This is a genomic window from Luteibacter sp. GL_149 (genome assembly GCF_057834065.1).
Genome location: NZ_CM174395.1, coordinates 3,234,321 through 3,250,362 on the forward strand (window position 1 = coordinate 3,234,321; position 16,042 = coordinate 3,250,362).

Annotated in this window: 10 protein-coding genes and 1 pseudogene; 6 read left to right on the plus strand and 5 right to left on the minus strand. The window is 63.1% G+C overall.

The window, feature by feature from the left end:
• The first annotated feature begins 387 nt into the window (after positions 1-387).
• The 3 genes and pseudogenes from AC3IR3_RS14295 to AC3IR3_RS14305 all read left to right on the plus strand — a co-directional run.
• Positions 388-2,700 (plus strand): DNA-directed RNA polymerase, encoded by a 2,313-nt coding sequence (locus AC3IR3_RS14295; RefSeq protein ID WP_489193082.1) that lies wholly within the window; start codon positions 388-390, stop codon positions 2,698-2,700.
• 55 nt (positions 2,701-2,755) lie between these two features.
• Positions 2,756-3,367, plus strand: coding sequence for a hypothetical protein (locus tag AC3IR3_RS14300; RefSeq protein ID WP_489193084.1), 612 nt, complete (start codon positions 2,756-2,758; stop codon positions 3,365-3,367).
• Positions 3,368-3,396: 29 nt separating this feature from the next.
• Positions 3,397-3,606 (plus strand): annotated as a pseudogene (locus tag AC3IR3_RS14305) (phage nozzle protein); the annotation flags it as partial.
• A gap of 44 nt (positions 3,607-3,650) precedes the next feature.
• Here the strand turns inward: AC3IR3_RS14305 and AC3IR3_RS14310 are convergent.
• Positions 3,651-5,504 carry a S46 family peptidase gene (locus tag AC3IR3_RS14310; RefSeq protein WP_489193086.1) on the minus strand — a complete coding sequence of 618 codons (1,854 nt, stop codon included), beginning with the start codon at positions 5,502-5,504 and terminating at the stop codon, positions 3,651-3,653.
• Positions 5,505-5,663: 159 nt separating this feature from the next.
• On the opposite strand from AC3IR3_RS14310, the gene tdh reads away from it, so the two are divergent.
• The 3 genes from tdh to kbl all read left to right on the plus strand — a co-directional run bounded on the left by tdh (position 5,664) and on the right by kbl (position 11,711).
• Entirely contained in the window at positions 5,664-6,698 is a 1,035-nt protein-coding gene (gene tdh, locus AC3IR3_RS14315; RefSeq protein ID WP_489193088.1) for an L-threonine 3-dehydrogenase, read from the plus strand.
• Between the two features lie 151 nt (positions 6,699-6,849).
• The gene (locus tag AC3IR3_RS14320; RefSeq protein WP_489193090.1) at positions 6,850-10,458 is read left to right on the plus strand and encodes a DUF748 domain-containing protein; all 3,609 of its coding nucleotides are present in this window, start codon (positions 6,850-6,852) and stop codon (positions 10,456-10,458) included.
• A 53-nt stretch (positions 10,459-10,511) separates the two neighbouring features.
• A complete protein-coding gene (gene kbl, locus AC3IR3_RS14325) occupies positions 10,512-11,711 on the plus strand; it encodes a glycine C-acetyltransferase (RefSeq protein WP_132143520.1) in 1,200 nt (399 codons plus the stop codon).
• Here kbl and AC3IR3_RS14330 read toward each other — a convergent pair.
• From AC3IR3_RS14330 to AC3IR3_RS14345, 4 genes are all read right to left on the minus strand, one after another.
• Complete coding sequence (locus tag AC3IR3_RS14330; protein WP_489193092.1) at positions 11,671-12,489, minus strand: pseudouridine synthase; 819 nt, start codon at positions 12,487-12,489, stop codon at positions 11,671-11,673. The genes kbl and AC3IR3_RS14330 overlap by 41 nt on opposite strands.
• Positions 12,490-12,800: 311 nt before the next feature.
• Positions 12,801-13,496, minus strand: a complete 696-nt coding sequence (locus tag AC3IR3_RS14335) for a C40 family peptidase (RefSeq protein WP_489193094.1) — start codon at positions 13,494-13,496, stop codon at positions 12,801-12,803.
• Positions 13,497-13,731: 235 nt separating this feature from the next.
• Positions 13,732-14,418 (minus strand): YggS family pyridoxal phosphate-dependent enzyme, encoded by a 687-nt coding sequence (locus AC3IR3_RS14340; protein WP_489193096.1) that lies wholly within the window; start codon positions 14,416-14,418, stop codon positions 13,732-13,734.
• Positions 14,415-15,857: a M20 family metallopeptidase gene (locus AC3IR3_RS14345; RefSeq protein ID WP_489193098.1), complete on the minus strand. Its 1,443-nt coding sequence runs from the start codon at positions 15,855-15,857 to the stop codon at positions 14,415-14,417. Before AC3IR3_RS14345 ends, AC3IR3_RS14340 begins: the two co-directional genes overlap by 4 nt.
• Between the last annotated feature and the right edge of the window lie 185 nt (positions 15,858-16,042).

Below are 16,042 nucleotides of genomic sequence, written 5' to 3' on the forward strand. Positions count from 1 at the left end.
CTTCAGCGGGTTTCGGCTGGCACGCCCAGCTCCTTCAGCAGGGCCGGGGCCGGATAGACCTTATCCATCAGCCAACGCAGCTAATGAGTTTACTTACAAATCTAATACTTGCGGCGACAACTGCCGCGCCAGATGCCGTTTTCGGGTGCCGCTGGTGCCAAACGGGTGCCGCCGTTGGGTGCCGCAGAAGATAAAACCGCCAGCATAGGGGGAACGATAGTTCCTCCCCTAAAGACTCCTTAAGGGCTCTACAGGAACCCCTCCAGATTCCTAAAGAAACGCCTCGGTTCCCCAGCGAAGCCGGGGCGTTTTCGTTTGCGTCATGCAGACATCCCATCGACCCAACAGGCCCCCACGAGGGGCCTTTTTCATTTCTGGAGACCCCGCATGGATATCGTGCAGAACCCCACGTCCCTGAGAGACAGACAGCTCGCCCTGGAAGAGGAATCCCTGACACTCGGCGTGGATCGCTATAAAAAAGAGAGGGAGCGTCAGGATGAGGCCGACTCAGGTCCCGGTCGCAGACTCCTCCGAGACTGCCTACAACCCCTGGCCGAAGCCATCGACGCCTTCGTGGCCGAGGCACGTAACGGGAAGCCCGGTAAGAAGCACACGGCAGTCCGGTGGGTTGAGAAGTTTCCCTCGTCCGAGCTGGCGTACATCACCGTACGTCACTGCTTGAACGCGATCTCCAACGGAGAGACGCGGGTGCAGACGGTCGCCGAGGCCATCGCGACGTCCATTGAGGACTCCATCAACTACTCCAGATTCCGCGAGGTCTCCCCCGGCCTCCACAAGCACCTTCAGGGCGTCCTGAAGAAGAGCACGTCCCAGCGGCATTCCCGGAACGTCATGGAGGCCGCTACCCGCCGTACCGAGCTGGACCGCTTCGGATTCCCCGGCAGCGACGGTATCCACTTCGGCATGAAGATGGTCGAACTGTTCATTGAATCTACTGGCTTCGCCGAGTTGTACAACGACTCGTCCCATGGAAAGACCCGAGAGCGCGTACTGCTACGTGGAACCGAGACCGTCCTCGCTTGGCTCGACAAGGCCCACGATGCAGCGGCCCACTTCGCTCCCGTGCGAATGCCCATGCTGGTCTCCCCGAAACCTTGGAATGCCTCCAAGGGCGGGGGCTACCTGACGGACGCTGGAGGTCTCGTGCCCCTAGTGCGTACGCGCAATAAGTCGTACCTCCGCGAGCTGGACAACGTCGAGATGCCCATCCCCATCGCCCTCGACGGCTCCTGCAACGGTCTTCAGAACTTCAGCGCCATGCTTCGCGATCCTGTCGGAGGCCGGGCGACCAACCTGATACCTCAGGAGAGACCGGCAGACATCTACACGCAGGTCATGAACGTAGCCGCCGAGCGCATACGTAAGGAAGCCGAAGCCGGTAACGCCTCGGCCGCTATGTGGGACGGCCAACTCACCCGAGACCTCGTGAAGCAGCCCGTCATGACTCTTCCTTATGGAGTCACGCGCTCCGGCATGAGGAATCAGATCGTCGAGAAGATGAAGAAGACAGGCAAGGATGACTCTTGGGAGCACGCCGAATATCTGGCGGGTGTCCTGTGGGATTCCATCGGTCTCGTTGTGATCGCCGCTCGTGAAGCGATGGATTGGCTCAAGGCCGCAGCGAAGGTCGCAGCCAAGGGCGGCATGCCGGTTAGCTGGACGACGCCTGCCGGATTTCCGGTGCTACAGGAATACCGAGAGACTCAGGGCGAACGAGTCCACACCTACGTTTTCGGCAGAGAGATGCGTATAACCGCCAGCGTAGAAGGAACAAAACTCGACAGTCGAAGACAAGCCTTAGGCATCTCTCCGAACTACGTCCACTCCTGCGACGCAGCTCACCTGATGCTCACAGTCTGTACCGCCCTGGAAAACGGTATCTCCGACTTTGCGATGATTCACGATTCATACGGTGCACACGCTGCCGACACGGACATTCTCGCGGCATCGCTTCGAGCAGCTTTCGTTGGACAGTACAGTCGAGATGTACTTACCGATTTCCGTGACGAACTCGATGCGCAGCTCCCTTCCGAGCTTGCTCTAGACATCCCTCCACTGCCGCCTAGCGGCGAACTGGACCTCCCGCACTCACTCGACTTCAGAGGTCGCGTCTACCCGGTTCCGGGCACGCTGAACCCTCAGGGGGACGATCAGGCCAAGGCGCTTCTTCACTTCGCCAGAGGGAAGGCCCTTGGCGCGTCCGGTGTGCGTTGGCTCGCGATCCATGTAGCGAATCTCTTCGGCGTGGACAAAGTCCCGTTCGCCGAGCGCGTCCAGTGGGTCAAGGACAACGAGGAACGCATCCTCGACTCGGCCCTCGATCCGCTGGATGGGCAACGCTTCTGGGCCGAGGCCGATTCCCCGTGGTGCGCTCTGGCCGCGTGTTTCGAGTGGGCGGGCTACAAGATGACGGGCGAGAGTTACGTCTCGCACAACCACTTCCCGAGTACGGACGATACGAATAACACGGCACTCCAGACGAAGTATCGCGCCGACTACAGTAAGACGGTCTGCTCGGTGTTCCATAAGGGTGCCGTGGGTACGCTTAAGCTCCTCGACCTGGCGCTGGAAGATGCCTATGACGTTCGTCGTCAGGGCACGCTGATGCTGTCGAAGTTCGCTCTCGGCCACGGCCCGCTCCGCGCGGCCGGTGCTGCCGAACTGGCAGTCGGCCCGTAACCCCCAACCCGTCACGTCCTCATCGGCGTGACGGGTTTTTTTCCTTTGGAGATACATGGAACTCATCGCCCCTACCTCCGAGCTTGATGCCGTCAATGCGCTGCTGAAGGCCGTTGGCGAGACTCCCATCAACTCCCTCGACATCATAGGTTTCACCGACGCGGCGATAGCGCGCGACACACTGCGCAGCACTTCCCGAGAGACACAGTCGAAAGGCTGGTACTTCAACACCGATTTTGGCTACACGTTCACGCCGTCCATCGACGGTTCGGTCGTGTTGCCGCCTAACGCTCTATCGATCCGCCCATCGACCGCCGACGCGCGGCGCATTACTCAGCGCCCGGATATGGGTGCGGCTCCCCCTGTCGTGAAGTTGTGGAACGCGGACGACAAAACCTTCACGTTCGCAGTCGACGCAGCTCCCACAGTCGAAGTCGTTTGGGGATACCCATTCGAACTCCTGCCGGAAGCCGCGCGTCGTTACATCACCGTACGTGCAGCCACTCAGTTCCAAGCACAGTTCCAAGGTTCCGAGCAGTCCAACGCATTCACCAAGGATGACGAGAGATTCGCCCTACTTGCCCTTACGGAAGAGCAGCGTCTCTACGAACCGCGCGGGAACATGTTCAACGATTCCGCCGACGTCTCGGAGGTCTTTACCCGGTAATGCCACTCACCTCAGGAACCATCCCGTCGATGATTGGCGGGGTCTCCCAGCAGGACGCTTCTGTACGTCTCCCCAGTCAGCTCGAAGATGCCCTCAACTGCAACTTCAGTCCTGCACGCGGTGCCGGTCCTCGGCCTCCTGCACGTTTCGTCGAAGTACTCGGTTCGGACATCCCGGACACCGCCTTCTTCCATAGCATCGTTCGTGACTCGCGTGAGCGCTACATCGTCGCCGTATACCCCGGACGCGTACGCGTCTTCAACCACGAGACCGGCCATGAGTATCAAGTCAACGTCGATCCGGCGTCCATGGGTTGCTTGCCCGTGTTTTTCTCGACGATGCCAGCGACCGTGGTCACCGGCGCGTACGTCACCGCGTCGCGGGCCACCAGCGGCGTGACCTTGCCGTAGCTGACGCGCAGTGTGGAGTTCGCATCGGGATACACCGCTTTGCCCTGCTTCTCGCGATAGGCGATCAGCGCCTGCATGTAGGCGGGACGCAGACGGAGGAGATCGCCTTCGCGCGATTTACGCTCGTCCTCGATCCGCAGCAGTGCGGGCTGGAGCTTGTGTGCGGCAACGAGCAACGCATCGGAACTGCCGGCGATGTCGGCGGGCGATGCCTTGAACAGCCGGGTACGCTCGGCCTCGTCGCCCATTTTTGTCGCACCGTAAATGCGGTCGAGCGTTTTGGCCAGATCCGCGGCAGTGCGGCCGAACACGGCGTCGAATTCCGGCAGGCGCTGGGCATCGGGCAGTTTCTGGTAACGCGTGACCAGCGCCGTGACCAGCGCCTTTTCCACGCGAGGATCGTACCGGCGTTGCGCCTGCTTCAGCTGGCTCTGGATCAGTTCCTCGTCGCGCTGCTGATAGCCGGACTCGCGTTGGGCATCGGGTTTCGGACGCTCGACGGCCAGCCGGTCGATAGCCAGCGCGCCACGCATCAGCTGCGTTTGGGAGGAAAGCAGGCCCACCAGAAGATCGCGCTCGCGAACGTCCTTGCCGGCGGCGATCAGCTTCATCGCTTCGTCGATTCGCGGCTTGAGTGTCTTCGCATCGGGCTGGGTAGCCAGCCAGGCAAGCATGGCGGTCTCGTCCTCGCGGCGAATGGTCACGGCATCGCTGCGCTCCAGACCTTCGAGTTCGCCGCTGAAGCGCTTGATGCCGTTCTTCAGCGACTGCAGCTGCGAGGCGTACTTGATGCCCGCATCGCGATCGGCCTTGCCCTGATCCTCGATCACATCCTGCAATTGCTTAAGCACCTCCACCGAGGCAGGCAAACGCCATTCGATCTGATCGGCGAATTCGGCCGCCGTGCGGTGGCGATAGGTAATGCCCGGATAGCCGGCCAGCATCACGAAGTCGCCATCGGCCACGCCTTCGCGAGCCACCTGCAGGTGCGACGGCGGATGATAGGGCTTGTTATCCGGCGAATAGTCGGCTGGCTTGCCATCGGGCCCGACATAGGCGCGCAGCACCGTGAAGTCGCCGGCGTGACGCGGCCAGACGAAGTTGTCGATCTCGTCGCCGTAGTTGCCGATAGCGCGCGGCGGCGCATAGACCAGACGCAGATCGCGCAGTTCGAGTTGCTTCACCAGATAGAAATCGCGGCCATAGAACATGTTCGCGACGCTGCAGCGATAGCCCTGTTCTTTTTCGCATTCGGCGACCAGCGCCTTGCTCGCGGCATCCACGGCGTCGTAGTAAGCGCGTCCCGTCTTGCCCGCGGCACCCGCCAGCACGCGATCGGTGACTTTGTCGAAGCCGACCGTCACACGAAGACGATAGTCGGGATTGGCGGGCAGCTCGCCGGCACGATCCGGCGCGACATAGCCATCCGTGATCAGGTCGCGATCGGGTTTGCTGTTGTACTGGATGACGCCGAACGCGACGTGGTGGTTGGTTACGACGAGGCCGTCGGAGGAAACAAACGCCCCCGTACCGCCGCCGATCCGCACCACCGCGTTCAGCGGCGCCTTCGTCAGGTCGGCCAGATCCTTCGGATCGCCCTTATAGCCCGCCTCGCGCAGCGCCTTGCCGATGGCCGGCAACTGCGCCGGCATCCACATGCCCTCGTCGGCCTTTACATCCAGCGCAAGCGCCATGGCTGCTCCCAGCATCATTGAGCGGATTCGCATATCTTTCCTTACCCCTGTGAACATGACGGAACCGGTCGACCATAAAGGGTCGCGTGAAGAGGGGCAATGCGGCAGCGCACAACGGTCCACCCCGTCATGGGCGTTCTATAATCGGCGTTTGGGTCTCCTCCCCGAGACCTCACTCACGAGACGATCGCCATGCAGCAGACAATGAAAGCCCTGGTCAAGCGCAAGCCCGAACAGGGTATCTGGATGGAGGAAGTGCCGGTCCCGCAGGTCGGCCCGAACGAAGTACTGATCAAGATCGAGAAGACCGCGATCTGCGGTACCGATCTGCACATCTACAAGTGGGACGAATGGTCCCAGCGCACGATCGTGCCGGGCCTGACCATCGGTCACGAATTCGTCGGCCGCATCGTCGAGATCGGTCCGGGCGTCACCGGCTACAAGATCGGCGACCGCGTGTCGGCCGAAGGCCATATCGTCTGCGGCCACTGTCGCAACTGTCGTGCCGGTCGCCAGCATCTGTGCCCGAACACCGTGGGCATCGGCGTCAATCGCAACGGTGCGTTCGCCGAGTACATGACCATGCCGGCCTCCAACCTCTGGCCGATTCCCGACCAGATTCCGTCGGAACTGGCCGCCTTCTTCGATCCGTACGGCAACGCCGCGCACTGCGCGCTGGAGTTCGACCTGATCGGCGAGGACGTGCTCATCACGGGCGCGGGTCCCATCGGCATCATCGCCGCCGGTATCGCCAAGCACGTGGGCGCGCGCAACGTCGTCGTCACCGACGTCAACGATTACCGCCTGAAACTCGCGGCCGACATGGGTGCCACGCGCGTCGTCAATGTCGCGAACCAGTCGCTGAAAGACACGGTCAAGGACCTGCACATCGAAGGCTTCGACGTCGGCCTGGAAATGAGCGGCAATCCACGCGCGTTCAACGACATGCTCGACTGCATGTACCACGGCGGCAAGATCGCGATGCTCGGCATCATGCCGCGCGGCGCGGGTATCGACTGGGACAAGGTCATCTTCAAGGGCCTCACGCTGCAAGGCATTTACGGCCGCCGCATGTACGAGACCTGGTACAAGATGACCCAGATGGTCCTCACCGGCTTCCCGTTGCAGAAGGTGCTTACCCACCAGATCGCGATCGACGATTTCCAGAAGGGCTTCGACCTGATGGATGCGGGCAATTGCGGCAAGGTCGTCTGTTCCTGGAACTGAGTCCTGAATAACTCCCGTCGTCCATCGACGGCGGGAGTTCCAAAATACCCCCGGCCGAGTAGACTCGGACGGCATGCGGGTCAGGGATTGTGGCGGTGCCGGCAATAACGCCGCACCATCGGCTCGCGGACCTTTCCGGAGCATCATCCGCATGGCCGAGAGCAGTCTTCCAAAGGGATCACGGTTGGCTGCGGGGCGCGAACGCGCCCGCATCCTCTATAAGTCGCATCGCCTGCGCAAAACCCTCCTGATCCTGCTGGCGATCATCGTATTGTTCGGCCTGCTTGGCTTCTTCGCGGCACCGCCCTTGCTGAAGAGCCAACTCGAGACGCGCGCAAGCGCCGCGTTGCAACGACCTGTGACGCTGGGTGGCGTCCATATCAATCCCTTTACGCTGCGCGTCGAACTCGATCAGCTGCATATCGGCGAGCGCGACGGCAAAACGCTCTTCGTCGACGTCGACAAGGTTGTCGTCAACGCATCCTGGTCCTCGCTGTTCCGCCGCGCGCCGATCCTGGACGAACTCTCGCTGCAGCATCCGCAACTGCACCTGGTCCGCACCGCCGACCAGAAATACAACTTCTACGATCTCGTCGAACGCTTCATGACCCGCCCTGCGGCGCCGGACGAGCCGCCGACCCGCTACGCGCTTTCGAACATCAGCATCCATAACGGCGACATCCAGTTCAAGGATGCCGTGCACGGCGTCGACCATCGCGTGGACCAGTTGGAGCTCGGCGTTCCTTTTATCGCCAACCTGCCAAGCGACACCGACATCTTCGTCCAGCCCTTGCTGTCGATGCGTGTCGATGGCAGCCCCATCCGTATCGAAAGCAAGGCGAAACCGTTCGCCGAGGTACGCGATTCGGCGACGCATTTCAAATTCGACAAACTCGACCTGCCGCGCTACCTCACCTATGCGCCGTTCGCGATGCCGGTGGCGGTAAAGCGCGGTCTGCTTTCCGGCGACCTCGAACTGCATTTCCTGATGAGCAAGCCAGCGCCGCAGATGCAACTGACCGGCACGCTGACGATGGACGACTTCGTCGTCACCGCGGGCAAGGATGCGCCCCTGCTGGAACTGGGTCACGGCACGATCGCACTGACCCAGGTCGAACCGCTGATCTCACGCCATCACTTCGGTGCGATCGACCTGCAGCGCGCGACCCTGCATTACACGCGCATGGCCGGCGGACATAGCAACTTCGACGCACTGACCGGCGGCGCACCGGCCAAACCCGGGGAACCGGCAACCCAGGTGCATATCGACGCGGTGACCCTGCAGGGTTCTCGCATCGACTACCAGGACCTCAGCGGCAAGAACCCGGCCAGATTGTCGCTGGACGATATCCACGGCAATCTGCGCAACCTCTCCACTGTCGCGGGCCCGGCGGGCAGCGTGGATCTGACCGCCGGACTTTCCGGTGGCAGCCTTGCCGCCAGCGGCAAGCTCGACCTCGCAAAGAGCAGCTACACCGGCAGGATCGGCCTGAAGAAGGTCGCGCTGTCACCGCTGGTGTCGCTCGCGCCGCCGATGATGAACGCCGATGTCTCCGGCGGCACCATCGACGCGGAAGGACAGATGCAGGCAACCTGGAGCCCGACGCTCAACGTGCATCTGGAACCGGCGACGGTCAGCCTCGCCGACTTCGCACTGGCATCGCGTGGTGGTAAGGCCACGCCCGTTGCGTGGAAGACGTTGAAGGCCGAAATCGTCAGCTACGACATGGCTGGCAGCGAAGCGCATCTGAACAACCTCACGCTCAGCGGGCTGAAACTGGACGTTAAGCGCCTGCGCAACGGCACGATCGACCTGACCGGCCTGATGCTGCCGCCCGTCAAGGGGGCACCGGCTACCCCCGCCTTCCGCTGGAGCGTGGCGCATCTGGGCCTCGACGACGGCGCCGCGACCTTCCTCGACACCAGTGTCGAAGGCAGGCCAAACCCGGTGAAGCTGACGGCCGACAAGTTCGGTATCGACGACCTGTCCGACGACATGCGCAAACCGTTGAAGCTCGATCTCAATGGCAGCCTCGGCAAGGGTGGCGCTTTCGCGGTCACGGGTACGGTGCGTCCCGAGCCGATGACTGCCGATCTGAAGATCAAGGCAAGCCGGCTGGATCTGGTGCCGCTGGTGCCCCTGATCACGGTTCCCCTGAACGTACATATCGTCAGCGCGCAGTTGGCGTTGAACGGACGACTCCGCTACACGGATCGTGGCAGCGCGCCGGCCCACATCGACTACCGCGGTCAGGCCACGCTGGGCCGTGTGCGCGTGCAGGACAAGGTCAGCGGCGACGACTTCCTGCACTGGACCTCGTTGTCGGCGAGCGGCACCGAACTACGTATGGGCGAAGGCGCCCCACACGTATCGGTGGGCGGACTTGCGCTGGACGATTTCTATGCACGCGTGATCGTCAACGCCAACGGACGCATGAACCTACAGGACGTGGTGGCGAACCAGGCCCAAGCGCCGGTTTCGGTCACCCGCACGCAGGACGGCAGCACACCGAAGCCGGCTACGCCCGCATCCGCACCTGCACCGCCCGCGCCACCCGTGGATACCGGTCCCAAGCCCGAAATCCAGATCGGCCAGATCACCCTGACCCGCGGCCAGCTCAATTACACCGACAACTTCATCAAGCCCAACTACACGGCGAATGTGACGCAGCTCACCGGCAAGATCGGCGCGTTCGGTACGGCGGGCGGCGGCCCGCCGGCCGATCTCACCCTGCAAGGCCAGCTCGACGACAACGCACCGGTGACGATCGACGGCACGATGAATCCACTGGCCCCCGTCGCGTTTCTCGATGTGAAGGCCAAAGCCGATGGCGTGGAACTCACGCATCTGTCGCCTTACTCCGGCAAGTACGCCGGTTATCCGATCACCAAAGGCCGCCTTACCGCCGACGTCCATTACCTGCTCGACCAGGGCAAGCTCACCGCGGACAACCACATCTTCATCGACCAGCTGACCTTCGGCGATCGCCTGGAAGGCCCCGGCATCAGCCATCTGCCGGTCAAGCTGGCGGTTGCGCTGCTGAAGAATTCGCAGGGGCAGATCGACGTCCACGTACCGGTATCCGGTTCGCTGGACGACCCGCAATTCAGCATGGGCGGTCTGATCTGGCGCGCCATCGGCAACCTGATCATGCGCGCGGTCACCTCGCCGTTCCGTCTGCTCGCCTCGGCGGGCGGCAGCAATAAGGATCTTGGCTATGTGGCCTTCGCGCCCGGCTCGGCCGTACTCGACACGGAGGCGCAGTCGCGCCTGACCGATATCGCCAAGGTACTCAACGACAAGCAATCGCTGAATCTGGACATCATCGGGCGCATCGACCCGGCGAAAGACGAGAGCGGCTTGCGCCAGGTGATGGTCCAGGACCTCGTCGTCAGGGAAAAGATGGACGACGAGGGCGACAGCAAAGACGCCGACCCCACCGCGGTAAAAGTCGACCCCGCCGAATACGACAAGTACCTGGAAAAAGCCTACAAGCACACGAAATTCCCGAAGCCGCGCAACTTCGTGGGCCTGGCCAAATCCGTGCCGCCGGACGAAATGAAAAGCATGCTCGAAACGAACATGCCGGTCGATCAGGATGCATTGCGCCACCTCGCCGAACGGCGGGCCACCGCAGTGCGCCAGTGGCTGCGCGGCAAGGTCGACGACAAACGTATCTTCGTCCTCGCGCCCAAGCTCGACGCAAAGGGCATCGACGACGAGGGCAAGACCACACGCGTGGATTTCGGCCTGCACTAGAGCCAATCGGCCGGGGGGCTCATAATCGGCGTTTCCCGTTAAGGAAACTCCCCATGAGCTACCCCGGCCAGTCCCGCTTCGCCAGCGAACTCGAATCGATCCGCGAACAGGGTCTGTTCAAGAGCGAACGCATCATCACCTCGCCGCAGTCGGCCGAGATCGTGCTTGAAGACGGCCGCAAGGTGCTGAACTTCTGCGCCAACAATTACCTCGGCCTGGCCGATCATCCCGATGTGATCCAGGCGGCCAAGGACGCGCTCGATACCCACGGCTTCGGCATGGCCAGTGTGCGCTTCATCTGCGGTACGCAGGATCTGCACAAGCAACTGGAAGCGAAGATCGCCGAATTCTTCGGCACCGAGGACACCATCCTCTATGCCGCCTGCTTCGACGCGAACGGCGGCCTCTTCGAGCCGCTGCTAGGCGAAGAAGACGCCATCATTTCCGATGCGCTCAACCACGCATCGATCATCGACGGCATCCGCCTGTGCAAAGCCAAACGCTTTCGCTACGGCAACTGCGACATGGCCGATCTCGAGGAACAGCTGAAGGCCGCCGACGCCGCCGGTGCGCGCACCAAGCTGATCACCACCGACGGCGCGTTCTCCATGGACGGCTTCGTCGCTCCGCTCGCCGAAATCACCGCCCTGGCCGAAAAATACGGCGCGCTCGTCCACATCGACGAATGCCACTGCACTGGCTTCCTCGGCGACACGGGCCGCGGCTCGGCCGAAGTACACGGCGTCCTGAACAAGATCGACATATTTACCGGCACGCTCGGCAAGGCACTCGGCGGCGCGCTGGGCGGTTTCACCACCGGCCGCAGGGAAGTGATCGAGATGCTGCGCCAGCGTTCGCGTCCGTATCTCTTCTCGAACTCGCTGCCGCCGCACGTCGTCGCCGCCGGCATCAAGGTTTTCGACATGCTGGCCGCCGCCGGCGACCTGCGCGACAAGGTCAAGGAAAACACGCGGTACTTCCGTGAAAAGATGACCGAAGCCGGTTTCGACATCCGTCCGGGCCAGCACCCCATCGTGCCGGTGATGATCTACGACGCGAAACAGGCCCAGGCCATGGCATCGGCCCTGCTGGACGAAGGCATCTATGTCACGGGCTTCTTCTTCCCCGTGGTGCCGCAGGGCAAGGCACGCATCCGCACGCAGATGAGCGCAGCGCACACGCGCGAACACCTGGACCACGCCATCGACGCATTCACCCGCGTGGCCAAGCGCCTGGGCGTCCTGCCGGCCTGACGCTCACGCCCTGCGCACCGCGCCCGGACATGGGCGTCGCGCGCAGGGCGTCCACTTCCGCGGAACTCAGATGCCGCCACTGCCCCTTGGGCAGCTCGCCCAGCGTCAACGAACCGATGGCGACGCGCACCAGTCGCACCACATCGAAACCCAGCGCCGCCAGCAGGCGGCGGATATGGCGGTTGCGCCCTTCATCCAGCGTGACCTCCAGCCAGGCATTGCGCTCGCCCTGACGTAACAGCGAGGCGTGGCGCGCACGCAGGAAGTCGTCGCCGTCGCGCACGCCTTCGCGCATGGCGGCCAGTGTCGCCTCGTCGGGCGTACCGGCCACCTGGACGTGATAGGTCTTGTCCACGTGCGTGACAGGCTCGGTGATGCCCGCGGCCCACACGGTGTCATTGGTGAGCAGCAGGAGGCCTTCGCTGGCCTTGTCCAGACGCCCCACCGGACCCAGCCATGGCAGGCCGGCCTCGGCTAGCGCGGTGTAAACCGTATCCCGGCCGCGCTCGTCCGCCGCGGTGGTAACCAGCCCGCGTGGCTTGTTCATCATGATGTAGACCTGCGCCACTGCCTCGGCGCCACCGCCATCCACTTCGATGCGCTCGGGACCGGCGATCGGAAACTCCGGATCGAGCACGACGCGACCGTTCACCGTAACGCGCCCTTCGCGCGCCAGCCGCTCAGCCTGGCTGCGGGAGCAGATGCCGCGTTTGGACAATACGCGCGCCAGCCCGAAGGTAGGCGTGGTTTTCCGGGGGCGGGAAGGCTTGTGGATCATCGCTAAAGGGTAGCGGACCGACGCTTTCCGTGGGAATTGCTCTCTGTGGGAGCGCGCCTGCGTGCGAAAGCCTACGGAGCATAGATGCCGTACGTGGCATCCGTGGCCAGATCTGCGGGCTCGCGATGTGAGCATCGAGCCTTCTTCGCTCCGTTGGCTTTCGCGCGCAAGCGCGCTCCCACAAAGAACAACGGAGAACACAGATGGCACGGCATATCGCCAGCGGCTACAAGCCAAAAAAACGGCGGGCCGAGGCACGCCGTTTCGGAAAATACGTTGAAGGAGGACCGTTAAGTGCGTTCGATAAAACCTTAAATCCGCGCGATGCCTTCCGGACGCTTCGCACCGACGAAGTGCTTGGCCCAGTATGCCTCGTTGAGGCTGTCGACGCGGACCGTCTTACCCGCCGAGGGCGAGTGGATGAACTGGCCGTTGTCGATGTAGATACCGACGTGCGAGACGGCCTTGCCGCGGGTGCGGAAGAAGACCAGGTCGCCCATCTTCATATCGTTGCGCTTGACCTTCAGGCCGGCGAGGAACTGGCTGGCCGAATTGGACGGCAGGTCCAGACCGATGCTGTGGCGGAACACGTAGCGGACGAAGCCGCTGCAGTCGAAACCCGTCGACGGCTGACTGCCGCCACGGCGGTAACGAATATCGCGAAGCTTCATGGCGAAAGCCATGAGGACGTTACGGGCATCGCCATCGACATGACCGGCAAGCTTGTCGGTCGCGTCCGCAACCAGGCTCTCGTCGCCGTCGTCGCCTTCATCGTCGGTCTTGGCCACGGCAGCCTGGGCGGCGGCGGGCTTCGTGATCGCGGCGAGGTCGGGAACCGTGGACTGGGCAAGTGCGGTAGCTGGCGCGAAAACAGGCAGATCGGTCAGAAGCAACGAGGCGGACTCGCTAAGACCAGCCGGCGGCGTAACGTTTTCGGCAAGAACCGGTGTAACGGCGGCGGCACATGTAAGGGCTAACGCGAGAGCGGTCAGTCGCTTTAAATGCATGAGCGATAAGGCCTTTCTTTCGGTGAGTTGAGCCGCCTGCCATGCTGACGACCGTGAACGAGCGGTGAAGTTAGCAAAGGACTCCCCCGCAGTTGTTGGCATAAAGTTAAAAAGGGGCCGATCTAGGAAATATTCAGATAATTCGCAAGAACCATCGATCGAAGGGGTGCGAGTCTGAACGGCTGGCCCCGACCTTCTTAACCCTCCGTCCTCACATTCGTGAACTCATTGGGCATCAGCCGCGCGAACCGAAAATGGCGCTGCCGATACGCACCTCGGTGGCTCCCTCGGCAATGGCCAGACCGAAGTCCCCGCTCATTCCCATGGACAGCCGGTCCATGGCGAAACCGTCGTCCCGGGCCCGTTCGCGGCATTCCGCCAGCGTGCGGAAGCAGGCGCGTACGTCCGCTTCGTTATCCGATGCGATGGCGAGGGTCATCAGTCCGCGCACGCACAGACTGGAATAGGCGCTCATGGAGCGCAGGAATCCCGGGAGGTCTTCGACGGCCAGGCCATATTTGCTGGGCTCGGGCGACGTCTTCACCTGGATCAGGCAATCCATCGCCCTGCCCTCCGCCTGGAGGTAGCGGTCGAGCGCAGCCGCCAGTTCGGGGCGATCGAGCGACTGCACCTCGGCTGCCACGCGCGCGACATCGCGCGCCTTATTGGTCTGCAGGTGCCCGATCATCACCCAGTCGATACCGGCACCGGCAAGAGGCATGGCTTTCGCCACGATCTCCTGCACCTTGTTCTCGCCGAACCGATGCAGGCCGAGCGAAACGGCTTCCTCGACGACGTCGACACCGAACGTTTTGCTGACCGGCAGGATCCTCACGTCGTCGACCGCACGCCCGGCCTGTACGCACGCTTGCGCCACGCGCTCGCGAACGGCCTGCCAGCGCGCGGCCAGCGCGCCGGTCATGCGCCCGATACGTGGGCGAAGTGGCGGGCGACGACGTCGGCCACCACCATGCTCACGCGTTTGCCCGTGGGAATGTGCAGGAACTCGTTGGGACCATGCGCGTTCGAGTGCGGACCGAGCACGCCCGTAATCAGGAACTGCGCCTGCGGGAATTTCTCGCCGAGCATGCCCATGAACGGGATGCTGCCACCCTCGCCCATATAGGCCGCCGGCGCGCCGAAGTAATGCTTCGATGCTTCGGCCACGGCGTCTTCCAGCCACGGCGAAAGCTGTGGCGCGCTCCAGCCGCTGCCGTCCTTCTCCAGATCGAACGTGACCTTCGCGCCGTACGGCGGATCGCTTTCCAGCAGCTGTTTAACGAACTGGCCGGCCTTCGCGCCACTCAGGGTCGGCGGAACCCGCAGGCTCAGCTTCACCGAGGTCTTCGGACGCAGGACGTTACCCGCGCTGTCCAGCGCCGGCATGCCGCCGACGCCCGTCACGGCGAGCTGCGGGCGCCATGTGCGGTTGAGCACCAGCTCCGTCAGGTCGTCGGTCACCGGCTTCATGCCCTCCACGAACGGGAACTTGTCGTAAACCGCCGTGCCAAGCACCTCGGCCGAACGACGCGCCTGCTCGACACGCTGCGCCGGAATGTCCACGTACAGTTCTTTCGGCTTGATCTTGCCGGTTTCGGGATCTTCCAGACGGCTGAGCAGATCGCGAAGAATGCGGAAGCTCGACGGCACGACACCCGAAGCGTCGCCCGAATGGACGCCCTCTTCCAGCACCTGCACGGTGAGATTGCCGCCGGTCATGCCGCGCAGCGACGTGGTCAGCCACAGCTGGTCGTAGTTGCCGCAACCGGAGTCGAGGCACACGACGAGTGCGGGATTGCCAATGCGGCTGGCGAGGTGATCCACGTAGTACGGCAGATCGTAGCTGCCCGATTCCTCGCAGGCCTCGATCATGATCACGCAACGCGCGTGCGGAACGTTCTGATCCCGCAGCGCGAGCAGCGCGGCGAGCGAACCGAAGATCGCGTACCCGTCGTCCGCGCCGCCGCGACCGTAAAGCTTGTCGCCCTTGATGACCGGCGTCCACGGACCGAGGTCATCGGCCCAACCCGTCATTTCCGGCTGCTTGTCGAGATGGCCGTAAAGCACGACCGTTTCGTCCGTGGCGCCGGCAGCGGCGCCCTGGGCCGGGATATCGATATAGATAAGCGGCGTACGGCCCTCGAGCCGCACCACCTCGAGCGTGGAGCCGGGGAATGCGGCGAGCTTGCCGCGCGCCCAGGTTTCCATCAGCGCGACGGCCTGGTCCATGTAGCCGTGTTCGGCCCACTTCGCGTCGAACATCGGCGACTTGTTCGGGATACGGATGTATTCGACCAGCTGGGGAACGATTTCGGCGTCCCAAAGGCCGCTGACAAAGGACGAAATGAGGGAAGTGTCCATGCGGGCGTTACTCGGCGAGGCAAAAAGGTAGTGTACCAGCCACCCCGACGGCGCCGCCCGCAGTGCCGTCGGCACAGTGCCCGGCAAAGACGGGATGCAGGCCGGGGCAGCGCCGACGCCCGGGCCGATTGGCCCGGCGAAGCGTGCGACGCAGAGTGCTTCGGCGCCATCCGGCGCTCCGTCCA